Source organism: Anoxybacillus ayderensis, assembly GCF_013761015.1.
In the GTDB taxonomy this organism is placed as follows: Bacteria; Bacillota; Bacilli; order Bacillales; family Anoxybacillaceae; genus Anoxybacillus; species Anoxybacillus ayderensis.
In genome coordinates this window covers 128,038-151,345 of the sequence record NZ_JACDUV010000006.1, presented here as the reverse complement: position 1 = coordinate 151,345, position 23,308 = coordinate 128,038, and the positions used below count along the sequence as shown (strand labels likewise).

At 39.8% G+C, this 23,308-nt stretch carries 25 protein-coding genes and 1 pseudogene; 6 read left to right on the top strand and 20 right to left on the bottom strand.

From position 1 onward, the window contains the following. Position 1: 1 nt before the first annotated feature. The 3 genes from comGB to HNR63_RS10130 all read right to left on the bottom strand — a co-directional run bounded on the left by comGB (position 2) and on the right by HNR63_RS10130 (position 2,570). Positions 2-994: a competence type IV pilus assembly protein ComGB gene (gene comGB / locus HNR63_RS10140; protein ID WP_246316782.1), complete on the bottom strand. Its 993-nt coding sequence runs from the start codon at positions 992-994 to the stop codon at positions 2-4. Positions 995-1,016: 22 nt separating this feature from the next. After that, on the bottom strand, positions 1,017-2,087 hold the full coding sequence (gene comGA / locus HNR63_RS10135) for a competence type IV pilus ATPase ComGA (protein WP_085788979.1): 1,071 nt from the start codon (positions 2,085-2,087) through the stop codon (positions 1,017-1,019). 111 nt (positions 2,088-2,198) lie between these two features. Then, entirely contained in the window at positions 2,199-2,570 is a 372-nt protein-coding gene (locus HNR63_RS10130) for a Spx/MgsR family RNA polymerase-binding regulatory protein (RefSeq protein WP_021095216.1), read from the bottom strand. Positions 2,571-2,759: 189 nt separating this feature from the next. On the opposite strand from HNR63_RS10130, the gene HNR63_RS10125 reads away from it, so the two are divergent. Both HNR63_RS10125 and HNR63_RS10120 read left to right on the top strand, forming a co-directional pair. Next, positions 2,760-3,458 carry a helix-turn-helix transcriptional regulator gene (locus HNR63_RS10125; protein ID WP_181520618.1) on the top strand — a complete coding sequence of 233 codons (699 nt, stop codon included), beginning with the start codon at positions 2,760-2,762 and terminating at the stop codon, positions 3,456-3,458. A 69-nt stretch (positions 3,459-3,527) separates the two neighbouring features. After that, positions 3,528-3,770, top strand: a complete 243-nt coding sequence (locus HNR63_RS10120; RefSeq protein ID WP_003394032.1) for a DUF2626 domain-containing protein — start codon at positions 3,528-3,530, stop codon at positions 3,768-3,770. A 28-nt stretch (positions 3,771-3,798) separates the two neighbouring features. Here the strand turns inward: HNR63_RS10120 and HNR63_RS10115 are convergent, their stop codons facing one another. Continuing rightward, a complete protein-coding gene (locus HNR63_RS10115) occupies positions 3,799-4,902 on the bottom strand; it encodes a class I SAM-dependent methyltransferase (protein WP_181520617.1) in 1,104 nt (367 codons plus the stop codon). A gap of 115 nt (positions 4,903-5,017) precedes the next feature. Next, complete coding sequence (locus tag HNR63_RS10110; RefSeq protein ID WP_181520616.1) at positions 5,018-5,650, bottom strand: MBL fold metallo-hydrolase; 633 nt, start codon at positions 5,648-5,650, stop codon at positions 5,018-5,020. A 130-nt stretch (positions 5,651-5,780) separates the two neighbouring features. Between HNR63_RS10110 and HNR63_RS10105 the strand changes: the two genes are divergently transcribed. After that, the gene (locus tag HNR63_RS10105) at positions 5,781-5,966 is read left to right on the top strand and encodes a DUF2759 domain-containing protein (RefSeq protein ID WP_009373955.1); all 186 of its coding nucleotides are present in this window, start codon (positions 5,781-5,783) and stop codon (positions 5,964-5,966) included. 26 nt (positions 5,967-5,992) lie between these two features. Here the strand turns inward: HNR63_RS10105 and HNR63_RS10100 are convergent. The 5 genes and pseudogenes from HNR63_RS10100 to HNR63_RS10080 all read right to left on the bottom strand — a co-directional run bounded on the left by HNR63_RS10100 (position 5,993) and on the right by HNR63_RS10080 (position 11,775). After that, positions 5,993-6,884, bottom strand: a pseudogene (locus HNR63_RS10100) (M14 family metallopeptidase). 65 nt (positions 6,885-6,949) lie between these two features. Beyond that, entirely contained in the window at positions 6,950-8,812 is a 1,863-nt protein-coding gene (locus tag HNR63_RS10095; RefSeq protein WP_181520614.1) for an LTA synthase family protein, read from the bottom strand. Positions 8,813-9,078: 266 nt separating this feature from the next. Next, positions 9,079-10,044 (bottom strand): ROK family glucokinase, encoded by a 966-nt coding sequence (locus HNR63_RS10090; RefSeq protein ID WP_181520613.1) that lies wholly within the window; start codon positions 10,042-10,044, stop codon positions 9,079-9,081. Further along, positions 10,029-10,262, bottom strand: a complete 234-nt coding sequence (locus tag HNR63_RS10085) for a YqgQ family protein (protein ID WP_009373964.1) — start codon at positions 10,260-10,262, stop codon at positions 10,029-10,031. The genes HNR63_RS10090 and HNR63_RS10085 overlap by 16 nt, the downstream gene beginning before the upstream one ends. A 109-nt stretch (positions 10,263-10,371) precedes the next feature. Continuing rightward, positions 10,372-11,775: a spore germination protein gene (locus tag HNR63_RS10080; RefSeq protein ID WP_220127491.1), complete on the bottom strand. Its 1,404-nt coding sequence runs from the start codon at positions 11,773-11,775 to the stop codon at positions 10,372-10,374. A 163-nt stretch (positions 11,776-11,938) separates the two neighbouring features. Here HNR63_RS10080 and HNR63_RS10075 point away from each other — a divergent pair, with 163 nt between their 5' ends. Continuing rightward, on the top strand, positions 11,939-12,799 hold the full coding sequence (locus tag HNR63_RS10075; protein WP_181520611.1) for a hypothetical protein: 861 nt from the start codon (positions 11,939-11,941) through the stop codon (positions 12,797-12,799). Here the strand turns inward: HNR63_RS10075 and HNR63_RS10070 are convergent. The 6 genes from HNR63_RS10070 to HNR63_RS10045 form a co-directional block, all read right to left on the bottom strand. After that, positions 12,770-14,299: a rhomboid family protein gene (locus HNR63_RS10070; protein WP_246316781.1), complete on the bottom strand. Its 1,530-nt coding sequence runs from the start codon at positions 14,297-14,299 to the stop codon at positions 12,770-12,772. The two genes, HNR63_RS10075 and HNR63_RS10070, sit on opposite strands and share 30 nt — an antisense overlap. Positions 14,300-14,358: 59 nt before the next feature. Further along, the gene (locus HNR63_RS10065; RefSeq protein ID WP_043964003.1) at positions 14,359-14,544 is read right to left on the bottom strand and encodes a hypothetical protein; all 186 of its coding nucleotides are present in this window, start codon (positions 14,542-14,544) and stop codon (positions 14,359-14,361) included. Between the two features lie 79 nt (positions 14,545-14,623). Then, positions 14,624-15,574, bottom strand: coding sequence for an L-lactate dehydrogenase (locus tag HNR63_RS10060; RefSeq protein WP_181520609.1), 951 nt, complete (start codon positions 15,572-15,574; stop codon positions 14,624-14,626). A 157-nt stretch (positions 15,575-15,731) separates the two neighbouring features. Further along, the gene (locus HNR63_RS10055; RefSeq protein WP_181520608.1) at positions 15,732-16,304 is read right to left on the bottom strand and encodes a 5-formyltetrahydrofolate cyclo-ligase; all 573 of its coding nucleotides are present in this window, start codon (positions 16,302-16,304) and stop codon (positions 15,732-15,734) included. Between the two features lie 54 nt (positions 16,305-16,358). Continuing rightward, positions 16,359-16,508, bottom strand: a complete 150-nt coding sequence (gene rpmG, locus HNR63_RS10050) for a 50S ribosomal protein L33 (protein WP_021095202.1) — start codon at positions 16,506-16,508, stop codon at positions 16,359-16,361. Between the two features lie 80 nt (positions 16,509-16,588). After that, positions 16,589-18,979, bottom strand: a complete 2,391-nt coding sequence (locus tag HNR63_RS10045; RefSeq protein WP_181520607.1) for a sugar phosphate nucleotidyltransferase — start codon at positions 18,977-18,979, stop codon at positions 16,589-16,591. Positions 18,980-19,123: 144 nt separating this feature from the next. Between HNR63_RS10045 and HNR63_RS10040 the strand changes: the two genes are divergently transcribed. Continuing rightward, a complete protein-coding gene (locus tag HNR63_RS10040; protein WP_220127478.1) occupies positions 19,124-19,441 on the top strand; it encodes a hypothetical protein in 318 nt (105 codons plus the stop codon). Further along, on the top strand, positions 19,438-19,854 hold the full coding sequence (locus HNR63_RS10035; RefSeq protein WP_042534284.1) for an endolytic transglycosylase MltG: 417 nt from the start codon (positions 19,438-19,440) through the stop codon (positions 19,852-19,854). The genes HNR63_RS10040 and HNR63_RS10035 overlap by 4 nt, the downstream gene beginning before the upstream one ends. 30 nt (positions 19,855-19,884) lie before the next feature. Here the strand turns inward: HNR63_RS10035 and phoU are convergent, their stop codons facing one another. The 4 genes from phoU to pstC all read right to left on the bottom strand — a co-directional run bounded on the left by phoU (position 19,885) and on the right by pstC (position 23,280). Continuing rightward, complete coding sequence (gene phoU, locus HNR63_RS10030) at positions 19,885-20,544, bottom strand: phosphate signaling complex protein PhoU (protein WP_021095198.1); 660 nt, start codon at positions 20,542-20,544, stop codon at positions 19,885-19,887. Between the two features lie 62 nt (positions 20,545-20,606). Further along, a complete protein-coding gene (gene pstB / locus HNR63_RS10025; protein ID WP_085788252.1) occupies positions 20,607-21,419 on the bottom strand; it encodes a phosphate ABC transporter ATP-binding protein PstB in 813 nt (270 codons plus the stop codon). A gap of 26 nt (positions 21,420-21,445) precedes the next feature. Beyond that, on the bottom strand, positions 21,446-22,327 hold the full coding sequence (pstA, locus tag HNR63_RS10020) for a phosphate ABC transporter permease PstA (protein WP_181520605.1): 882 nt from the start codon (positions 22,325-22,327) through the stop codon (positions 21,446-21,448). Positions 22,328-22,329: 2 nt separating this feature from the next. Beyond that, a complete protein-coding gene (gene pstC, locus HNR63_RS10015) occupies positions 22,330-23,280 on the bottom strand; it encodes a phosphate ABC transporter permease subunit PstC (RefSeq protein ID WP_181520604.1) in 951 nt (316 codons plus the stop codon). Positions 23,281-23,308 lie beyond the last annotated feature (28 nt).

Here is a 23,308-nt window from a genome sequence, read left to right as displayed (position 1 = left end):
TCTATATATGATTTAACAGTTGAAAAATAGGCCACAACATAGCGATATACATCAAAATGACAAAAATACCGATACAACTAAGCAAAAGTGGTTGAGTAATATATACGATTTTTTTCAGACGATTTTCTAATTTTTGCAATGAAAACTGGCTATAATGGAATAATTCTTGCACTAATTCCCCATTTGACTGACCGTGCCGAATGACAAATGACAGTTCCTTTTCGTAATACTTCCGCTGCCGAATCATTTCATCTAGTTTTTCACCTGCGCATAGTTGCTGTTTCATGATTTTCGCTTCTTCCTTCAGTAATGGGAGGTGGGATTGATGCTCAAAAATTTGTAGCGCCTCATAAATAGACAGCCCTCCTTTTAGCAAGTGGCTTAATTGTAAAGAAAATACTTGCGTATGAAATGACACAATCCATGAACGGACAAGCGGGAGCTTCATAAACAAATCTACTTGCTTATGAATGGGCCATGAGCGAATGAAAAACAAATAAAACAAGCCTAAGAAAACGAACATCATGAGCACAGCAGAAAGTATACGCGGAAACCATACTGTAGCAGTAAACATGAAAGTAGAAAAAGATGAACGAGCATGAAACGAAGAAAGAAGATGAGAAAACTGGGGAGCCAATACTTGCTGAAACATGAAAAACATCATGATACAAAAACTAAAAAGAAATAACGGATAACGCAACATACGTTTCACTTGCTCAACGTAACGTGCCCTCATTTGTCCGATTTCCCCTGCTTCTATCAATCCGTGAGCAAGTTGTCCATGTTGCTCGGCAAAAAAGACATAGGCTAAAAGATGAGAATGAAATTGGATGCGAGAAAAAACTTCATGAATCGGCACACCTGATCGCAATGCTTGTACACAATCGTCCAGATCGCGTTGCTTTGCAGGAGGTTGTTGAATTTGCAAAAACTCAATCGCTTGAGCAAGCGAATACCCTTTACTAAGCAATTTACCGAGTTGAAGGAAAAACATACTTTGCTCCTGTAACGACCAATTACAACGTCGCTTCATCTAACAACCAACTTTCAATGACGCTTTCATGTAAAAAACCGAACGCAATTCCTTTTTTAATGACATCTTTTAACCGAGTGTACATATATGTCGCTTGCTCTCCTTTCGCTGCTCGCATCGCTTGTGCCAGTTCATTTCCATATAGCAGTTCATAAACAGCTGCTCGTCGAACAGGTCGATACTGTCGACAAAAAGGTGAGCATTCTCCTTCACAAAACGGACATTTCAATTGTACAAGACGTTGCGCTGTTACAGCGACTAATGTTTGGGCCATTTCTTGAAATGGCACACCAAACTCAAGAAGGCGATAAATAGCACCAACCGCATCTTTCGTATGCATAGTTGTTAACACGAGATGTCCTGTTAACGAGGCGCGAACGGCAATTCGCGCAGTCTCCGCATCACGAATTTCCCCAACCATAATGACATCTGGGTCATGGCGGAGAATCGCTTTTAACCCTGCTGCATACGTAATACCAGCTTTTTCGTTTACTTGCACTTGCAATACATCTTCCGCCCGCTTTTCAACCGGATCTTCTAGCGTGATAACATTTCGTTGAAAATGGTGACGACATACGTTTAACAAACTGTATAGCGTTGTCGTTTTTCCGGATCCAGTCGGTCCTGTAAAAATAATAAGCCCATGAGAATAGTTTAATAAGGCGAGCAACTTTTTTGCCATTGAAGGGAAGAGCGCGAGTTGTTTCAGCGGAAGAAATGAATGTAACGGGAGCAAACGGATAACTAAGCTTTCGTCATAGATGGTAGGCAACGTTGATAACCGAAGATGTACAGTCGTGTGGGCAAGGTTCATTTCCATCGCTCCGCTTTGCGGACGACGACGTTCTCCAATATCCATATCAGCGAGAAATTTAAAGTGTGCAAGCAAACGTTCACACGTCTGTTTCGATAACACATTTTTCGTAACGAGCATCCCTCCTAAGCGGAATTGCACGAGCGCATCTTGTTTGCGCGGAACGATATGAATGTCGGAAGCTTGAAGCATATAAGCTTCTTCAATTAAGCGATCAGCTAACTGTTCAATTGCCTGCAACGTCATCCCCCTTTCTCTATTTTTTCGCCTTCATTATTCAACATGTTTCGTCAAATTCCTTCTTCATTCGTAAAAAATTCAAAAAAATATTCACCCATGTGCGGGTGAACGTCATGAAACACATACGCGACGATATTTTTTTGCGATGTTTTTTAACGCTGAAGGGTTATAGCCAACAACGAGCCGTTTGCCATCTGTGATGATTGGACGGCGAAGGAGACGGGGTTCTTTCACAAGCAGCTCAACGACTTTCGATAACGGCCACTCTTCAACATTTTCAACAAGTTGCTTAAACGATTGACTGCGCGTTGCTAAAATTTCATCGATTCCTTCCGTCGTTAATGACAATAAGTGCAACAATTCTTCATAGGTCGGTGTTTCACGAAACAAATGACGCTCACGAAATTCAATATTGTTGGCGCATAACCACTTTTTTGTCTTTCGACACGATGTACAACTCGGGTGCATATATACAGTCAGCATGACAACACACTCCTCTCTCCACTCATGTTATACATATTGTATAATGTTTGTTTAATATTTGTACAGAAATTTGTTTTAAAACTTTGTGAACGTTACAAAAAGATAGGGAAAAAGGCCTATATATGCATTTCCATTGTGGAAATACATGTATTATAATGTAAATGAATGAACATATAGGAGTGAGACATAATGGACCAAGTATTAAAAATCACAAGCGTCCTTGCCGATCCGACTCGTTACGAAATTTATCAGTATATTGCTAGAAAACATCAAGAAGTAACTGTCCAAGAAATTGCTGATGCTTTTCATATTCATCCGAACGTCGCTCGTCTTCATTTAACAAAACTTGAAGATGTCAATATGCTTGTATCCGAAACGAAAAAAACAGGAAAAGGCGGCAGGCCGAGCAGGCTATACCGTCTATCTGATGATGTCATTCAGCTTCATTTTCCGTTTCGCGACTACCAGCTGCTATCAAAAATTGCGATCCATGCGATGATGAAACTCGGAGAAGCAGGGAAACAAGCGTTGTATGAAACAGGAAAGTTATTCGGTCAAGAACTTGTACAACAACACGTTCAATCAATGCAAACGCTTGACCAGTTAAGTGTGGAAGAAAAAATGAACATTTTACAAAAAGCGGCCGAAGCAGCAGGATTTTATCCGACGTTCCATTATAGCGAAAATCAAGGGAAAATTTATTTTGAAATTTTCAACTGTCCGTTTAAAGAACTTGCATTTGCACATCCGGATTCCGTCTGTTATATGCATAACGCCTTTTTAAAAGGGATGTTAGAAGTATTGTTTACAAACGCTGAACTAGTCACAGAAGAAATTATGCCATCAGGCTGTAATTCATGTACGTATCAAGCCATCCTAGAAAAATAGAACGTTTACACAACCATTTCAAGTACATTATAATAAGTAAGGGAAACGGTCAGAAAAGGAGGGATACATATGGATCGTATGTTCCGCGTCTTGTCATTTTGGACAGGAATTTTTGCTGTCATGTTTTATCTTGGCCATATGCATACAACGTCATTATTGTTCCTCGGCCAAACAGGATTCTTTCTTTTGTTAAGCTACTTAAAATTAACAGAAAGAATGTATATTTACATTTTCGGTGCGTATTTAACGGTCTTTTTTGCCGGATTTACGTACTGGACGACGTTTATGATGGTCCCTGGCGTGGGCGAATAAAAAGCGATGAGTGCACCTCATCGCTTTTTTATGTAAAAATTGGAACATTCATCTTCTTTTGTTGAACCATCACTTGAAATGCTCTTCCAATATCGCCCATAACGAGTGAGCGAATGGCGCGGTTGTGTCGACTTTGCTCAGAAAACGGATTCGGATCATGATGTTCAATGAGTTCATTCAAAATACCTGCCTGCAATAAAAACTCATCTTGACGCCATAAATGAGTAAATGACCAGCCTGCTTGTTCCCCATAAAAACGTAACGCATCCCACTGAATATGCGTCGTGAGATCCATTTCTCCCGGATAACGAAGCGGATCATCAATAAGCTGATGGCGATAATAACCACGTAAACTGCCCTGTTTTCGTGCTGGATGTTTCCACTCTTCATCAGTGTACCCATAATCAACTGTAAAAATGATCGCCTCATCAATCGCTTGATTAAGCTGAAAAATAAAATTTTTCATCGCTAACGGGATTTCAAATCGTTGCCCGTCAACGAGCTGAATGTTCCGCTCAACGATATATTCAACAATTTCTTCGTTTTCAAGCGGAGCGCACTGTTCAACAAGCTGATCGCCTTCTACTGCAACAAAACATTCAAATATTTGACCGTTCCGTTTTTCAATGACATGAACAGGAAAAGCATCAAATAATTCATTGCTAAATACGATGCCGGAGAAAGCGGAAGAAAGCTCAGCAAAACTCGAAACAATATGTACGTGATCAATCAATGGAGCGAGTGTTTCCGCTTGTTTTTCTCGATGATACGAACTTGTCTCAACGATCGTATATTTGCCTTTTTCAAACGTGTCTGGCGATTGGCGCTTCCACTGTTCTAAAACGGCATAAGCAAATCGACCTGTCCCTCCACCGATTTCACATATAAATGGCGGAACATCATATGTTTCTATTAAACGAATAAATACGCTCGCGAATACATGCCCAATAATATGTCCGACGTTGCTCGTTGTAATAAAATCTCCTGCACGTCCGATTTTTTCTTTTCGTTGCATATAATATCCGTATTGTTCATCATACAACGCTAACTTCATGTAATCTGCGTATGACAAACGTTGATTTCTCATTTTTTCTAACATTTTTTTATCTGCACCCTTTTTCACTATTGACATAGTGTTTAATTTGTTATATTGTTAAGTTAGTAGCTTAACTATATCCCCTCCCATTATAGGAATAAAAACATCCCCCAAACCCCCTTCTCTGTATGGAGAAGGGAATTTTTTTTGCCTAAAAACCGTTTAAAAACGGATTTGTATCCATCTCTGCTCCGATCGTTGTTTCTGGACCATGACCGCATAACACAACCGTTTCTTCAGGAAGAACAAGGAGCTGACGATGTATGCTTTGCAACAGCTGTTCGTAATTTCCTCCTGGTAAATCGGTGCGACCGATGCTTCCTGCAAATAATACGTCTCCTGACACGATCGCTTGAGCATCTTCTACGTAGTACGATACACTACCTGGTGAATGTCCCGGTGTTTCAAGCACTTGAAGCGAGAAATCACCAATCGTCAACGTTTTCTCTTCTTCAAGCAACACGTCAGCTTCGTTTACAATGATCGTTTCTCCCATAAATAATAAAGAGCCATTTTTCATTGGATCTGTGAGCCAATGTTGTTCTTTTTTATGTACATATACAGGAATCGACCATTGGTTTCTTACATCGTCCACAGCTCCAATATGATCAAAATGAGCATGTGTAAGCAACACAGCTAACGGTGTCCAACGGTTTTCCAAAATATGTTTAATTAATTTTTCTCCTTCGCTACCTGGATCAAAAATTAAACACGTCCCATTTTCATGAACGAGCACATACGCATTTGTTTGCAATGGACCTAAAGGAATTCGCTCCCACTTCATCTCATTTCCCCGCTTTCTGTATATTCTATCCTCATTGTACACGAACAACATACGTTTTGCACCTCGACAAACGTAACAAAAACGTTTACAATGAAAAAGGAATAATCGGTGTACATAAGGAGGGGAAGTTATGCCAACAGGAATTATTTTAGTCGTGATTTTTACGTTAGTCACATTGCTCGCTGCTTACGGTGTGATCCGTTCGTTGCGCGAGAAAAATTTCCTCGGCGTATTGCTCGGGATCGGAACAGTTGCCGTATTCGGTTGGTTTACAATTATGACTGTTATTCATCACGGATATCCAGTTGCCCATTAAAAAGACGCCAACGTATCGGCGTCTTTTTACGTACGAGCAAGGGCGGTCATAAAAATACCGATGCTTTCATTGTAAATAGAATGAAACTGAGAAAACGGAAGCGGATTTACCCCTTCACCAAGCTCAATTGTATACCCACATCGCTTCCAATTGAAAATAAACCAATCGCGATATCCTGCATGGCTGTCAATATAACGAACAGGTACATACCCACTCCACTTCGCAAATTCATTCACTTCTTCTTCCGCTTCGGGTGGCTCACATTGTTCATATCCCCAATAAATTTCTTTTCCTTGCGTATGAAAAGCTAGTACTTTAAAAAAGTCACGCTCCATTGTCAATGTTGCCATCGCTTGCACTTCCGGTTCTGTTAATGGAGAAAAACCAGGAAAATCGCGAGGAGCGGGGGCTTTTGGAACTTTTCTTTCTTTCTCTACTTCCCATTTCGCAGGAAATTGATTGTTTAAATCTATCCCCCGAATGTTTGCTTTCCATTGTGAAAAATCTTCGCTTCCTTCGTTTATGTTTAATACCTCCTCTTCATAATGTTGAGCCGCTTTCCTTCCATGTAACACAAGATCGACCCCATCTGGATTGACCATCGGCACAACTGATAACGTCGTTTTTTTATACAATGGTTGTACATCGTATCCAAACAGATGTTGCTTATCCTTCAATGCTTGCACATAGTCGCGCACAAACGCCATCACAACTGCTGATGTAATCCATTCATTCGCATGAAACGACGCGTTCATGTGCACATATGTTTCTCCTTCGCCAATTTGCAATTCAATGATCGGTTTATTTAGCACACTTCGTCCAATTTCATGTATACGAACAATCGAATGATGTTGCAGTTGTTCGATATCACGCATCAATGTCGAAAAGTCGTACATCGCTCTCTCCCCCTTGTTACATTGTATGAACGGTACTTTTGTCCGTATGTATAGATAAAAAAAGCTAGCCCTATCTTAAGAGCTAGCTTATTGTTTATTTTCTTGTTGTTTATTGTAGAAGCGCAACAAGTCACCATATACAATTTTGTCAGAGTAATCGAGCTCTTGTCGCGCCTTCTCCATATACGGCTCGCAATAAGATACATCGACTTCTGTTCCTGTTTTTTTATCGTAACATGCGTTTTTCGTATATACATAATCTTTTGTCACAAAACTACCGTCACGAAGAACGACGAAATCAAGTTTATCTTTTGAGAATAAATCTTCACCAAAATGAATTTGATTGCGTGTATCAATGCCTAGCAAATGAAGCAATGTCGGCTTCACATCAATTTGTCCAGACACTTTTGAAATCACTTTCGGCTTTTTATCTGTCACACCTGGAATATGGATGATCAACGGAACACGTTGTAATTGAACGTGATCAAATGGCGTAATTTCATCCTTCCCTAAATATTGAGCCATCGCTTTATTATGGTTTTCCGAAATGCCGTAATGGTCGCCGTAAAGGATGATGATAGAATTTTCATACAATCCTTCTTTTTTCAGCTTCTCAATAAATACTTTTAACGCCTCATCCATATACCGAACCGTTGGGAAATAACGGTTTAACGTTCGGCTATTTGATGTGTACTCTGGAACCATTTTATCTTCTTCCCCTAATTCAAACGGGAAGTGGTTCGTTAATGTAATAAACTTTGTATAAAATGGTTGTGGCAACGTTTTTAAATGCTCGACAGATTGTTCAAAAAACGGAATATCTTTCAAACCCCAACCAACTGAATTTTCTTCCGTAATGTGATAGTCCGTCATCGAGAAGAAACGATCATACTTCATTGATTGATACATCACATCACGATTCCAGAAACTTTTATTATTCGCATGAAATACGGCTGAATAGTAACCGTAGTTTTTCAATATTTCTGGCGTCGCGTTATACTCATTTGTCGCATGTGTGAAAAAGACAGCACCACGACCAAGTGGGTATAACGAGTTTTCAATAATAAACTCAGCATCAGATGTTTTTCCTTGTCCTGTTTGATGATAGAAATTATCAAAGTAATAACTTTGTTTAATAAAGTCATTTAAAAACGGCGTAATTTCTTGTCCATTTACAGTGTTGTTAATGACAAAACTTTGTAACGACTCCATCGAAACGATGATGACGTTGCGACCTTTTGCAATACCGAACAATTGTTTATTCGGTGCTTTTTCGTTGGCATTAATGTAGTTTTGAATATCTGCTAATTCGCTACTATCCGCTAATGCACGTTGCGCTTTTGAACGCGACTGCAAAATAATATCATACACATGGTAGTTGTATATCCCTAAGTTTTTAATTAACATTTCACGGTCAAACGTACGCGTTAATAATTCTGGGCGCTCTGTTTCCGCTAATCCTAGGTTAAACAACGCAAGTGCCACGGTCGCAATAAAATATGTGCGGCGGAATCGTTTTGTCGCAGGCACATACTGTGCAATGGACACTTTTTTATACGCCATCCAAGCAAGCAACACAACGTCGAGGAAAAAGAACATGTCAGAAACGTTCATTAATTCAAATACACTATTTCCTAAGTCGCCCATGTTGTTCGTTTGGAACAGCACAGGAATGGTAATAAAGTCGCTAAAGAAGCGGTAAAACATGACGTTCGCATACAAAACGAATGAAACAATGAAACTTGTAATTACAATATAGCGATTCCGTCGTTTTTCGCTCATAAATAAAGCAAGCCCAAAAATAAATAACAGGAAGCTTAATGGACTAATAAATAAAATGAACTCCTGCTTCCATGAATCAATTTTTATATCAAAACTATTTTTATAAACTAAATACGTCTTTAACCATAAAAGCAATACCGTTAAAAGAACGAAACGGTAATTTTTCATATGTTCTCCCTCCTTTAATCCACTCACATCCGATGCTTATTCTATGCTGCATGAGGAACACCCGTTTTTTTACATTTTTTTATCTTAACCAAAGACAATATTAATACTTTCTTAACAAAAAAGCAACTGTTTCTTAAACGATAAACGATATAATAGAAAAGTCGCGCATCCACATATGACTGTTTTACACTTTTTCTCATAAAAATGCAAGACGTTTTTTACCGACAAATTTTCGACAAAAAAACAGACGATTTTCTCGTCTGCTTTTACAATATATTTGTTTTTACTAGCCATGCCCCGCCAATCACGCCCGCATCGTTTCCAAGCGTAGCAATGACGATGTCGGCAGCCTCAGCGACACGCGGAAACGCAAAACGTTTAAAATGGCGAGCAACCGTTTGCGCCAACAAATCTCCTGCTTTGGAAACACCGCCACCAATGACAATTTTCTCTGGATTTAAACCGTTTGCTAAGTTAGCAAGTGCTAAGCCGAGATGAAATGTCACTTCATCAACGATTTGTAGCGCGAATGCATCGTTTTCTTTCGCTGCATCAAACACATCTTTTGCTGTAATGGCTCCTGCTTCCTGCCATATGTCGCGTAAACGGCTTTGTCCGTCCGTTTGTTTCAATCGTTCTGTCGCAATGCGGACGATGCCTGTGGCTGAAGCGATCGTCTCTAAACATCCTGTTTTGCCGCAATTACAAGGTGCTCCCCCTTCAGGAATGGAAGTGATATGACCAATTTCCCCACCAGCACCGTTTGTGCCATGAACAATTTGACCGTTTACGATCACACCGCCTCCAACACCTGTGCCGAGCGTAACGAGAATTAAATTTCTCGCGCCATCGCCCGCTCCTTTCCACATTTCTCCGATTGCTGCAATGTTGGCATCGTTATCAACGACGACAGGAAGTCCTGTTTCCATTTCTAATCGATCTTTGAGAGGGAAGTTTTTCCAACCTAAATTTACTGCTTCATAAATGTCTCCTGTCGCCATATTGACTGGCCCCGGTGCACCGATGCCAATACCGACAAGACGTTCTTTTGATTCATCTAATTCGCGCAACTTTTCATCAATCGCTTTTGCAATATGTGTTGTAATATGTTTCCCTTGTTCCGATTTATCTGTAGGAATTTCCCACTTACAAATGATTTCCCCATACATATTGACGAACGCTAATTTTACCGTCGTTCCACCTAAATCTACACCGACTAACCATTGTTCCATTGTTCTTTCATCCCTTTTTCTCTTTTTTCTCGTTCAATTTGCGCTTCATGGCGCAAAATGAGAAGCGCCATTTGGTAATCTTTCACGTCGATGAGCTGCGCTTGAAATAATTCTTTCACTTCTTCTTCCATCAACTCTAAATCAGCAAGGCGATCACCGACGTAAATGATCGTTCCATATTTTTTTAACAACTGTTGCACATCATATACAGATTTCATTTTCTTCACCTATACGTATAAGCGTTTTCAATCCACATATTCTAAATGTATAAGGAAAACAAAAGGTCGTCAAGAACTGAACAATGAGTTTGCGATATTTTTCACATTTTTACCGGTCTGGATCTTTCGGATGTAAGACAGTTGGACGACGATTTTTTAACGGAATTGGTGAGCGAATAAGTACATCGCGCATTCCGCGATACGAAAATGGAATAAACGGCCATAAATACGGAACACCGAACGATTGCATGCGCGCAAGCATCATTAACCATACAGTAATTCCAACGACATAGCCAATGACGCCAAATAGTGCTGTGACAACGAGCAACGCAAGGCGAACGAGCCGATTCGCTAATCCAAGCTCATAACTCGGTGTTGCAAACGTCCCAATGGTAGCCATCGCAAAATATAAAATGACTTCGTTAGAAAACAAGCCAACTTCCACTGCAATTCCACCAATCATTAACGCAGCAACGAGTCCAAGCGCCGTAGCTAAGGCAGATGGAGTGTGAATAGCTGCCATCCGCAACATATCTAGTCCAAATTCGATGAGCAATATTTGTCCAAACAACGGAATGTTTCCTTCACTTGATTTTGCAACGAACGATAAAGCGTGTGGAACGAGTTGTGGCGTTTTCATCCACATATACCAAAGCGGCAATAAAAAAATGGAGAGCCATACCGCAAGAAAACGAACGAAGCGCAAATACGCGCCAACAATCGGCTTATTTCTGTATTCTTCCGCATGTTGTAAATGATGCCAAAACGTTGCTGGTGTAATTAATACACTCGGAGATCCATCAACAAAAATAAGCACGTGCCCTTCATATAAATGAGCAGCAGCCGTATCTGGCCTTTCTGTATATCGAACGACAGGATACGGATTGAAGTGCCTTCCCGAAATAAATTCCTCCACCGTTTTTTCTCCCATCGGCAAACCGTCTGTATCAATTTTCGCTAATGATTGTTTTACTTCTTCAACAATCGTCGAATTTGCAATATCTTCAATATAACAAACACATACATCTGTTTTTGAACGGCGGCCAATTTGCATATATTCCATCCGTAATGAACGGTCGCGTACTCGTCGTCTCGTTAATGCTGTGTTAAATACAATGGTTTCCACGTATCCATCACGTGCCCCCCGAACGACACGTTCCATATCTGGTTCTTGCGGTCCGCGTACTGGATATGTGCGTGCATCAATTAAAATTGCCTTTGCCATCCCATCTACGAACAAAGCTGTCGGTCCTGCAAGCACGCCATCGATGACTCGCTCGAAATTATCTGTTTCATCCAATTCAACATATGGAAGATGCGTTCTTAATAACTTATTTAACGGTTGCTCATCTAACGCCCCAGCCGGTAATTCAGATAACAATTTCATTAAGTAATGGAGAATATCATCTTTGACAAATCCGTCAATCATAAATAATGCCATATCTTTTCCAGCATAATGCACATCTAAATAAATGACGTCAAAACTTTTCCCTACCCCAAGCTTTTCTTTCATATATGAAACGTTTTCTGAAAGACGTGAAGATACTTGATTCACTTCAATCACCTACCTTACATTTACTACCATCCATCTTTGACATATCGCCAGTCATTCATACATATTTCCTTTTATGCACACATACATTTTTTATAAATGTAAGCTTGACCGGAGGAATGAGATGAAACGTCTATTATCACTTTTTATATTGCTGTTTGTGTTTGTCGTTATCATCCAAAAGTTTGAGCGACCAGCTCGTGAGACGATTATGTTTTTTCCGATCGACCCGACTGTTCGCTTTACACAGGCTCAAACGAAATTATCGTTGCACCCAAAAAAGAAAGAAACACGCTACATCATCGATTGGATCGTCACTTCATCGCTCGATCGAACCGCTTACTTACGACAAGATATTTCTTTGTTATTTGCTAATGGGCGGCTTATTGCTATCCAATCGAAATGGAAAGAAAACGGAAAAAAACTTATTCAACAAAAACAGCTCGAACAAAAAGGAAGTCGATTATTTCAAGCTATTTCATACCATCAAGGAGAGTTGCATAACGGCGATGATATTCGAAGTAGTCAAAAAATGAGCGGAGATGTATTGTATGTGATAGACTCATCCTTTGCCCCGCTTCAATCGTTTCGCAAGCCAGCGACAAACGAACAAAAAAAATGGGCAAGCGCGTTAAATAAACAAACACAAGCTATTGTCAACAAAGCTGCTAACCAAATGGCAACCATCTTGTCAAAGGACAATTATTACCATTTGTACTTAACCGAGCTTGTTCAATATAATGAACAGCCATTTATGGATTTAACGACAAATGAAACAGAGACGATGATCGGAAACTTATGGGAAGGACTATACAAAAATTATTTTTTAGGCATAAAAAAACAGAACGGTTCGATGGAATCCCCGATCGGCAGCACCGTTCCGCTTATTTTAATTAAAAAAGATTACAGCCAGCTGTTTGTCGTGACAGAAACAGCAGATGGAGAACTGATCATATTAAAGCAATTGCTCGATTTCAAACAATAATTGTTTATATTGTTCATCGTCTGGATGAATGTGCAATGCACGTTCTACTGCTTGTTTTGCTTTTTCGTAATTTTTTTCTTCTGCATACAATAACGCTAAATAATAAAATGCTTCATGAAAACGGTCGTTTTTTTCAATGGCAGCATATAAATACTGTTTCGCAGCATCGTAATCTTTTTGTTGAATACGAATATACGCACGTAAAAAATCTGCTTTATATGCTTGCGCATCTCGTTCATTGATGATTGTCAACATTTGTTCGGCTTGACCGTATTCCTGTTCATCGATGTACTGCTTTGACAACGCAAGAATGAGTTGCGCTTGATCTGCTGGCGATCGTTGAAAGCCAATATATAAACAAATTGCCGTAACGACCGCTGTGAACAAAGCAGCCAACCATTGTCCAAGACGGGCGCGCTCTTTCGGGAGATGGACAATGCTTGCAGCTAAAAATCCACCGATTAAGCCACCAATATGGCCGGCATTATCAATATTTGGAACAACGAGACCAAACGCTAAATTAACTCCAATGACCGTCAATACATTCATGCCGATTGTTCGAAAAAACAGATGTGGATGCGCTTTCCCGAAATATAGCAAAGCCCCAAAGCATCCGAAAATCGCCCCAGACGCTCCTGCAGATACAGACGGCGAAAATAAAAAGCTAGCGAGCGAACCTGAAAAACCAGCAAAAAGATAAATGGCTAAAAAGCGAAACGAACCGTACAATTTTTCAACAAGCGGGCCTAAATAATATAGTGCAAACGTATTCATAAGCAGATGTACAAAACCGATATGCAAAACGATCGGAGTGAAAAAGCGCCACCACTCCCCTTGTAAAATGAGTGGGTTAAATTTCGCACCGTATTCAATAAGTGTCAACGTATTTGTACTTCCACCGTTCCATTCTAAAACAAAAAACATCACAATTTGCAAGGCGATAAATACGTATGTAAATCTCGCTTTTCCACGTTCAAATATGCGCCGTTCATTTTCATACAATCGCTCAGCAAACGACAACACGTGTTGTTTAAATGCTTGTAATTCGTGTTGTAACATCGGAGAATCATCAGGTACATATACTTTCAATGATTGATGAAACAACATGTTTAGTTCACGTAGTACGGCATACATATTGTTTATATGCATCACAAATGTTTTCATATGTACTCGTTCAGTCGTTAACGGGCGATGAACGTACAGTTCCCAATCGTCAACAGGAGGGTACATCATGACATATATGTTAACAACTTGAAGATGACGGCGAAATTGTCGCCTCCGCCATTCATCAACGGCAGTCATGGCGCGTTGCATATCATTTTTTAACGATACGCCCCAATCGATGTCCGTACGAACGAGACGAACGATTGGGGCTTTTCTTTCACGCGTAGATTGCAACCAAACTTCCCGTTCATCAGGCGATAAATACACGATTTCATAGTTCGCCCGCAAAAATTGAAACGTCATTTGCCAATATACAAAATCAAAGCGAATGCTCAACCTTCCCTCTCCCTTCGCTATCATACCCTTCTTTTACCACACTCTTTTACAAAGCGCAACTATTTGTACTTTTGTAAAAACAATGTTGGTACAAGACGTTGGCGAATAAACGGAATAGACATTCCCCATTGAACTACTCGCTTTTGAACTGCTTCCCGTTTCAAAATTTCATTCAATAGCCGATAGCGAAACCGATAAAGAACAAGCACTACAGCTAAGGTCGCGATCAATGTTTTTCCATTCAATATGATCACCCTCCTCCTCATGTTTACCGTTCCCTTTTCTCACTAAAATTATAAAAAGGCTGCCTCGTTATGAGACAACCTATTGCAACCCAACGCGTTTCATTACATCTTTTAACACCGTTGCAGAATGAGTAAATTTTTCTTTTTCTTCTTCATTCAATTGCAATTCGACGACTTCACGAATCCCGTTACGGTTTACGATCGCTGGTACGCCAATGTACATATCGTTTTGACCATATTGTCCTTCTAAGTAAGCCGAAACAGTAAGCACGCTATTTTCGTTTTGTAAAATTGCTTTTGTTAAACGAACAAGTCCCATGGCAATACCGTAATATGTTGCACCTTTTCGTTCAATAATTTGATACGCTGCATCTCGCACGTTCACAAAAATGTTGTCTAAATCTTCCTGTTTATATTGTGGTTTTTCTTTCATCATATCAGCAATTGGGCGGCAGCCGATAAACGCATGGCTCCAAACCGGCAATTCCGTATCACCATGTTCTCCAATGATATAAGCATGTACGTTACGTGTATCGACATCGAAATATTCCCCTAACAAATAACGGAAACGAGCTGTATCTAAAATCGTTCCTGAACCGATGACGCGCTCTTTCGGTAAGCCAGAGAACTTCCATGTTGCATATGTTAAAATGTCAACTGGATTTGTTGCAACGAGGAAAATCCCATTAAATCCACTCGCCATGACTTGATCAATAATGTTTTTGAAAATTTTCGTGTTTTTCTCCACTAAATCTAATCGTGTTTCTCCCGGTTTTTGATTTGCCCCTGCTGTTAACACAACAATGTCTGCATCTTTGCAGTCTTCATAATTCCCGAACCAAATTTTTGTTGGCGATGGGGCAAACGGCATACCGTGGTTTAAGTCCATCGCATCCCCTTCAGATTTTTCTTTATTAATGTCAATAAGAACGAGTTCTTCTGTCACCCCTTGGTTTAAAAGGGCAAACGCATAACTTGAACCGACAAAACCTGTCCCGACTAAAACAACACGATTTACTTTATTTGACATGTTCCTTCCACCTTTCGTATATGTCATTTTACAATATGTGCATTGTTTATCTGTTTCACACTTACATTGTACACTGTTTCACAAAGTTTATGGGGCATGAATTATTAACATTTTGTTAATTTTTTCTCCTGTATAATATGAAAACGCTTATGCTGTTTTATAATTCGCTTTCACAAATGATTATTCCTTCATTCGTAATCATCTTTTGAACAGGAATATCGTGTTGTTCAATCGGCAACGTAGAAACGATTTGACAATCATATGCAAGTGAAAGGGTGTCATTAGGAAAATCGACTAAATAACGATCATAATATCCTCCACCGTAGCCAAGACGATACCCGCCTCGAACGAAAGCAAGGCCTGGAACGAATAGCAAATCGATTTCATGTTTTTGTACTTCTTTCGTTTCTTCTACAATCGGTTCATATAAATCAAAAAAAGTGCGTTCTATTTGTTGAAAACAATCAATTTTTCGAAACGTCATTTGTTTTGTTGTTACATTGCATTTCGGAATCGCAACTTTCTTCCCTTCTTGCCACGCTCGTTCAATAATACAAATCGTGTCTACTTCGATTTGTCTTGAAATCGTTATACCGATCATGTGTGCCTTTTGCCAACCATGTTGTTGAAATAATATGTCGTGAATGACGTTCTCTTTTTTCTTCCGCTCTTCTTTTGTCATATGTAAGAGACGTTGTTTCATTTGTTGTCGTAATTGTTTCTTCTCCATTATCCTTCCCCCTATTTCATAAAAAAATAAGCAGCAGGAAAAAAATCCTACTGCTTACTTCGTTTCACGATGAACTGTTGCTTTTTTGTCTCGTGGGCAATATTTTTTCAATTCAAGGCGCTCTGCGTTATTGCGCTTATTTTTTGTTGAAATATAGTTGCGTTCGCCGCATTCTGTGCATGCTAACGTAATATTTACACGCATCGTTCTTTCCCTCCAAACAAAAGTATTATAATCACACCTTTCCATCATATCATTTTTCTTAAACAATTTCCATATGAATTTTATACGTTTTGATATTGCCGAATTTTCTTTATATAGTATTTTGTATATTCTTTTGCTTTTTGAGCATTTGTCGCTTGGGAATAAATCGTTAACGTCGGTTCATCTACCTTTGGTAAAATGAGTGTCCATGCCCCATCTTCATGATACACTTTTATGCCATCTGTAAAATCAACATGTTTGTCATAACATTCTTCTAACAATTTGCGCATGACAGCTGCTCGTTCATGCCATGGGCAATAAACATCGCGACATGATAAATGAATCGTTGGGATGGACGAAACAACGGCTCGAAGCGAACAACGTTCAATAGCTAACAAATGGAACAGTTGTACACACGCATACAGTCCATCAAAATAAAAATGAAACGGCTCATGGTGATGGGCAAACAAAAAATCTCGTCTTGCATCTTTGACATACACAATGTCCCCATATAAACGTTCCGCTAATGTATGCAACATCGATGGGGCCCAAGAGGGAACAGCGACTTTTTTCGTTTCACTAAATAAAAGCGATACTAATACGTGCAATGAAATGACTTCCTCATTCGTCAATGCCGTTCCTTGTCCGTCAAAAATTCGAAAACGTTCGCCTGAACGATCAAATACGATCCCAAAATGAGCGTGCTCACGTTTAATTTGCTTGCGAATATGCTCGTCGTCTTGATGATCTGTCCAAACGACTTGAATGGCAAACGACTGAAGTGTATGTTCAATGATTTCCCGCAGTAAAGGCGAGCTACAAACGACTACTTTCCATTGTTCCGATGACGAAAAAGGAATCCATTGTCGTAAGGCACGAACGTACAATTCGTCTTTTTCTTTTTGTTTCATCGCTTCACCGATTTGTGTCAATGACACATAACAAGCATGTTCATGCTTCATTTGTTGCTCAATAGCTCGTTCCATCGCTCGATCGATCGGGTAGCCATATCCGTCATAGATGTCAACAATCGCTTCATCATGTTCATTCATCGTAATAAATACACCGCCATGATACTGTTTATGAGGAACAATATAACGAAAAGCTGGCAAATATCCACCTTTATATATGTTTGTATGCATGCCATACATGTGTAAACATTCGGCAAATAGCATACCCATTGCTCTCGAAAATGGATGGCCGTCAAAGCCGATTAATATGCGACTATCCTTTTCATATAGGCTACTGTACGCGGAAGCAAGCCTCGTTATAAATAGCGGATGGGCATCAATATATGCCCGCATTTTTATTCCTTGTTCACTGAACAACGTTTTCGTATGTTGTTCCCCCCATACAATCGAATGTTTCACTTTCGTTTTTTCGGCAATTGTTTTATTCGGCCAAATTTTCACTCCATGTTGCACTTTCACTTTATTTTCTAATTTACATTTTGCTCCGATGACCGCATAATCAAATATTTCATTTTTTTTGCCGATGTATACATCATTAGCAACGATCGCCCCGCGTAATTCACTATGTTGATCAACATATACGTCAGGCCAAACAATCGATCGTTTTAACGATGCATGTTTACTGATCACTGAACGTGGGCCGATGACCGTGTAAGGTCCAACCGTTGCGTAGTCATCAATACGTACATCATCTCCGATCATAATCGGTCCTTCTAATTTAACCCCTTGCGCAATCTTAACCCCTTTACCAACCCATATAGCAGGGGCAATTTCTTTATAGTGAGAAGGAACGAAACGTTCATTCAGTAAATCGATATGTGTTTGATGATATTGCTCAATGACGCCAATATCGGACCAATATCCATCTGCTTGCCATCCGTATATCGGATATTCGTGTTGAACGAGATATGGAAAAAGATGTTGACTAAAATCGTAAGGTGGATGTTGTGGCATATAATCAAAAATAGTTGGGTGACAAATGTAAATGCCTGTATTCACTAAATCGGTACATACTTCATTCCATTTTGGTTTTTCTACAAAATGAATAATTTTCCCGTGTCGATCTGTTACAATTCCACCATATGAAAGAGGAGTCGCTTCGTGGTGCATAAGAACGGTAACTAATGATTGTTTGGAGAAATGAAAATCGATCGCTTGCTGTAAATCGATCGTCGTCAACGTATCTGCGCTGATGACGACAAACGTATCGTCTAAAAACGACTGCGCATGTTTTACACTTCCTGCCGTCCCAAGCGGCGTCGCCTCTTCAAAATAATGAAGATGCACACCAAACCGCTGTCCATCCCCGAAATATTCAATAATTTCGTCACTTAAATATTCAACAGTTACAGCAATATGTGTAATACCATATTGTTTTAACCACTCAATACTATACTCCATCACAGGTTTATTCATAATCGGTACGACCGGCTTCGGGACATGGCAAGTTAACGGACGTAACCGCGTTCCTCTTCCCCCTGCCATAATAACCGCTTTCACAACATATCCCCCCCAAGTGAAAGCACACTTTTTTCTATCATATCATGACAGCTACTTGCGGACAATAGATGAAAATTGTCGATTTAACACGAAAATGATGCATGATCGCTGCATTCCTATGTATAATAAAGTGGGGTGAAAAACATGATCGAATATACATTTGTTGGACTCGTTTCTTTTGCTATCATACTATTGCTCATTTCTTTCTTCCAAAAAGATCCCGTCAAAGAAGTAGAAGAACAAGTAGAACAGCTAACATTATCGACGATGCAACAATTATACGAAGTAAAAAAGCGAGTGAAAGCACTTGAAGAAGAGTTGCTTGTCGGAATCGAGCCATTTTCGAATGAAGAGCAAATTGCTCACTTATATAAACAAGGGTGGACAAAAGAGCAAATTGCTCGTAAGCTTAACATGCCGATAGATGAAGTGAATATAATGATCGCGAGGAATGAACGATGAAACGGACAACGCGTGCCTTTGCGGGTGGGATATTGTTTGCTACAACGATAATCGCTACAATTTACTATACAAATCATAACGAATCAAAAAATAATACCGTAAGCGAAAAACAATATGAACAGCTCGTTGCTGAACGAAACGAACTAGCGAATGCACTAGAAAAATTAAAAAAAGAAACGAAAAAAACGACACCACCTCAAAAAGAAACGTACATTTATACGTTAACAATCGCTAAGGGAGAAGCAAGTCGTGACATTGCAGAGCGTCTACAACAAGCGCATATTATTGATGACGCCCAGTCGTTTTTAACATATTTAGATGCACATCAATTAACGCGCGCGGTACGCCCCGGAACATACGTCATAACAAGCGACATGTCATATGAACAAATTGCACGAAAAATAACAAAATAAGGATGTCCAACGTTGGACATCCTTTTTGCTTTAATCGTTTAAGTCGTAATGTTTTCCCTTCACTAAGTAAAAGACGTTTTCAGCAATGTTTGTCGCATGGTCTGCAATGCGCTCAATGTAACGTGCTGTAAACGAGAGCTGAGTAATTTGCGACATCGCATCTGGATGTGCTTTTGTGCGCTCAAGTAACTCCCGAATCGTTTCCCCGTACAGACGATCGACTTCATCATCCATATCAGCCACTTTTTTCGCAGCGACGACATCCTCCTCGTAATATGCTTTTAACGTTAATGAAAGCATATTTACCGCAATATCATGCATTTTTTCTAACTTATTTAACGAAATGACAAACGGCTGTTCGCCGATACGAATGGCTGATTTTGCAATATTGACTGCAAAGTCTGCCATTCGCTCAACATCTGTGGCAATTTTAATGGCGACAATAATGCGGCGCAAATCAATGGCAACTGGCTGCTGTTTTGCAATTAATAAAATGGCAAAATCGTTAATTTCCTCATCAAGCAAATCAATTTTTGTATCGTTTTCAAGCACTTGTAATGCTAAATCATTATTTTTTGTTTTTAACGCTTCAAACGATTGAGTTAATGCAATTTCCGCCAGACTTCCGAGCTGTAATAGTTGATCGCGCAACGTTTGTAAATCGTCATCAAATTTTTCACGTACAGCCATATTCACTCCCCCTTTTATTTTGAAAAAATCGTGCGAGCGTACCCGCACGATTTTTGATCCGATTATCCAAATCGACCTGTAATGTAATCTTCTGTTCGTTTATCGTCTGGATTCGAGAATAGTTTATCTGTGTCGCTATACTCAATCACTTCACCGTTTAAGAAGAAGGCCGTTTTATCAGAAATACGAGCAGCTTGTTGCATGTTATGTGTGACGATAATAATACTATAGTTTTTCTTTAATTCTTGCACAAGCTCTTCTACTTTTAATGTTGAAATAGGGTCAAGCGCCGATGTTGGTTCATCCATTAAAATAACATCTGGCTCAATCGCTAAACAACGCGCGATACATAAACGTTGTTGTTGACCGCCTGATAATCCATATGCATTTGTATGCAAGCGATCTTTTACTTCATCCCAAATGGCTGCACCCCGTAAACTTTTCTCAACGATTTCATCTAAAATTTTCTTATCACGAATACCGTGAATACGAGGACCGTATGCCACATTATCGTAAATCGATTTCGGGAACGGATTCGGCTTTTGGAATACCATTCCCACTTGCGTACGCAATTCTTCTACACGATACGACTTATCGAAAATGTTGCGACCACGATACGTAATTTCTCCAGATGTACGTACGCTCGGCACAAGTTCAATCATTCGGTTTAACGTTTTAATGTACGTTGATTTTCCGCATCCTGACGGACCGATAATCGCTGTTACTTCATTTTCGTAAATATCTAAATCAATATTTTTTAACGCATGGTGTTCGCCGTACCATAAATTTAAGTTTTTCGTCCGGTACACAACATTTTTTTCACTTCGTTCTTCAGCTTGTTTATTTTTACGTTCTTTCACAACTGTTAATTCCATTAATAAGTTCCCCTTTCAACGCGCAATTAATAACGTTTTTGAAACTTGTTGCGAATGAAAATGGCAATCGAGTTCATAAAGATTAACACAACGAGCAAGACAACGATTCCAGCTGCTGCAACGTTTTGGAAGTCAGCTTGCGGACGCGATGTCCAGTTGTAAATTTGCATCGGCATAACTGTAAATGTATCAAGAATACCACGTGGCAAATACGCTAAAAACGTCGGTATACCTAAAACGACAAGCGGTGCTGTTTCACCGATCGCACGGGATAAAGCTAAAATACTACCTGTTAAAATACCTGGGATCGCTGCTGGAAGAACGATGCGATAAATCGTTTGCCATTTCGTTGCTCCCATACCATACGATGCTTCGCGCAATTGATTCGGCACGGCGCGAATTGCTTCTTGTGCCGCAACAACGATGACAGGAAGAACAAGCAAGCTCATCGTCAGACCAGCTGCAAGAATACTACGACCTAAATTCAGTTCACGAACGAAAAGTGTTAAACCGAGTAAACCGAATACGATCGACGGAACACCTGCTAAGTTCGAAATATTGGTTTGAATAAAATCTGTAAAACGATTTTTTTTCGCATATTCCTCTAAGTAAATCGCTGTTCCAACTCCAAGAATGAGCGAAACAGGGGCAACGATCACCATCAGCCATAACGAACCGACTAACCCCGCTTTAATCCCCGCGTTTTCAGGACGGCGAGACGGAAAGTTATTTAAAAAGTCGATATTTAGCCAGCCAATTGCTTGAGTGAATATCCGATATAGAAGGACGACGAGAACAATAAGTCCAAACAACGTCGCCAAGAAAAATAAAAATTTTAACACGTTATTTCTCAATAGGCGACCGTTCATATGCTGAACGACACGTTGTTTATCAATTAACTTCTCCATAATTAATACTCCTCCCTAAAGCGACGAGAAATGTATTGTGCGAGTAAGTTCATAGCTAACGTAAATACAAACAGCGTCATACCGACTGCATAAATGCTGTAATAAACCGTTGTACCATATCCGGCATCACCTGTTGTGACTTGAACAATGTATGCTGTTAACGTTTGGATCGATTTCGTGACATCAAATGTAAAGACCGGAGAGGAACCACCCGCTACTGCTACAATCATCGTTTCACCGACAGCACGAGAAATCGCAAGCATAAACGACGCTGCAATACCTGATGTCGCTGCGGGAAGGACAACTTTTAAAGCAACTTCTAACTTCGTTGAACCGAGACCAAGCGCTCCTTCACGAATGGAGTTTGGCACAGAACTCATCGCATCTTCAGATAAAGAAGCAACCATCGGAATAATCATAATACCCATGACAATCCCTGGGCTTAATGCGTTAAAAATCCCTAAGTTCGGAATGACCTTTTGTAAAAGAGGTGTAACGAACGTTAATGCGAAAAATCCGTAAACAATCGTCGGAATTCCCGCCAACACTTCTAATATCGGTTTTAATACTTTCCTTGCTTTTTCAGACGCATACTCACTCAAGTAAATCGCTGAAGCTAAACCGATTGGAATCGCAACGACCATGGCAATCGCTGTCGTTAAAAGCGTCCCCGTTACAAGCGGAGCTATACCAAACGAACCTGTCTTTTCGTCCCATGGAAGCCATTCTTTGCTCGTTAAAAATTCAACGATCGACACCCGTTCAAAGAAAATAAACGTTTCAAATAGCAATGTAAATAAAATACCGATTGTCGTCAAAATGGAAATGATCGCTGTCAATAATAGCAACTTTGGCATCAACCATTCAACAAATTGTTGTCCGTTTTGTTTTTTCTTATTTTCTTTAATCATATCACGGACGGAATATGAACGATTCCCATCTGTCATCGCCATAATATGAAAACCCCTTTCCAAATTCATG

Bases quoted from the DNA above. Each gene is read 5' to 3' on its own strand.
- HNR63_RS10110 (WP_181520616.1), bottom strand. From the start codon at position 5,650: ATGAAGTGGGAGCGAATTCCTTTAGGTCCATTGCAAACAAATGCGTAT.
- HNR63_RS10125 (WP_181520618.1), top strand. From the start codon at position 2,760: ATGGACCAAGTATTAAAAATCACAAGCGTCCTTGCCGATCCGACTCGT.
- HNR63_RS10105 (WP_009373955.1), top strand. From the start codon at position 5,781: ATGCCAACAGGAATTATTTTAGTCGTGATTTTTACGTTAGTCACATTG.
- HNR63_RS10035 (WP_042534284.1), top strand. From the start codon at position 19,438: ATGAAACGGACAACGCGTGCCTTTGCGGGTGGGATATTGTTTGCTACA.
- rpmG (WP_021095202.1), bottom strand. From the start codon at position 16,508: ATGCGTGTAAATATTACGTTAGCATGCACAGAATGCGGCGAACGCAAC.
- HNR63_RS10090 (WP_181520613.1), bottom strand. From the start codon at position 10,044: ATGGAACAATGGTTAGTCGGTGTAGATTTAGGTGGAACGACGGTAAAA.
- HNR63_RS10095 (WP_181520614.1), bottom strand. From the start codon at position 8,812: ATGAAAAATTACCGTTTCGTTCTTTTAACGGTATTGCTTTTATGGTTA.
- phoU (WP_021095198.1), bottom strand. From the start codon at position 20,544: ATGGCTGTACGTGAAAAATTTGATGACGATTTACAAACGTTGCGCGAT.
- HNR63_RS10080 (WP_220127491.1), bottom strand. From the start codon at position 11,775: ATGAAAGAAAAGCTTGGGGTAGGGAAAAGTTTTGACGTCATTTATTTA.
- pstC (WP_181520604.1), bottom strand. From the start codon at position 23,280: ATGGCGATGACAGATGGGAATCGTTCATATTCCGTCCGTGATATGATT.
- HNR63_RS10130 (WP_021095216.1), bottom strand. From the start codon at position 2,570: ATGCTGACTGTATATATGCACCCGAGTTGTACATCGTGTCGAAAGACA.
- HNR63_RS10040 (WP_220127478.1), top strand. From the start codon at position 19,124: ATGATCGAATATACATTTGTTGGACTCGTTTCTTTTGCTATCATACTA.
- HNR63_RS10075 (WP_181520611.1), top strand. From the start codon at position 11,939: ATGAAACGTCTATTATCACTTTTTATATTGCTGTTTGTGTTTGTCGTT.
- comGB (WP_246316782.1), bottom strand. From the start codon at position 994: ATGTTTTTCCTTCAACTCGGTAAATTGCTTAGTAAAGGGTATTCGCTT.
- pstB (WP_085788252.1), bottom strand. From the start codon at position 21,419: ATGGAATTAACAGTTGTGAAAGAACGTAAAAATAAACAAGCTGAAGAA.
- HNR63_RS10060 (WP_181520609.1), bottom strand. From the start codon at position 15,574: ATGTCAAATAAAGTAAATCGTGTTGTTTTAGTCGGGACAGGTTTTGTC.
- pstA (WP_181520605.1), bottom strand. From the start codon at position 22,327: ATGGAGAAGTTAATTGATAAACAACGTGTCGTTCAGCATATGAACGGT.
- HNR63_RS10115 (WP_181520617.1), bottom strand. From the start codon at position 4,902: ATGTCAATAGTGAAAAAGGGTGCAGATAAAAAAATGTTAGAAAAAATG.
- HNR63_RS10085 (WP_009373964.1), bottom strand. From the start codon at position 10,262: ATGAAATCTGTATATGATGTGCAACAGTTGTTAAAAAAATATGGAACG.
- HNR63_RS10120 (WP_003394032.1), top strand. From the start codon at position 3,528: ATGGATCGTATGTTCCGCGTCTTGTCATTTTGGACAGGAATTTTTGCT.
- HNR63_RS10055 (WP_181520608.1), bottom strand. From the start codon at position 16,304: ATGGAGAAGAAACAATTACGACAACAAATGAAACAACGTCTCTTACAT.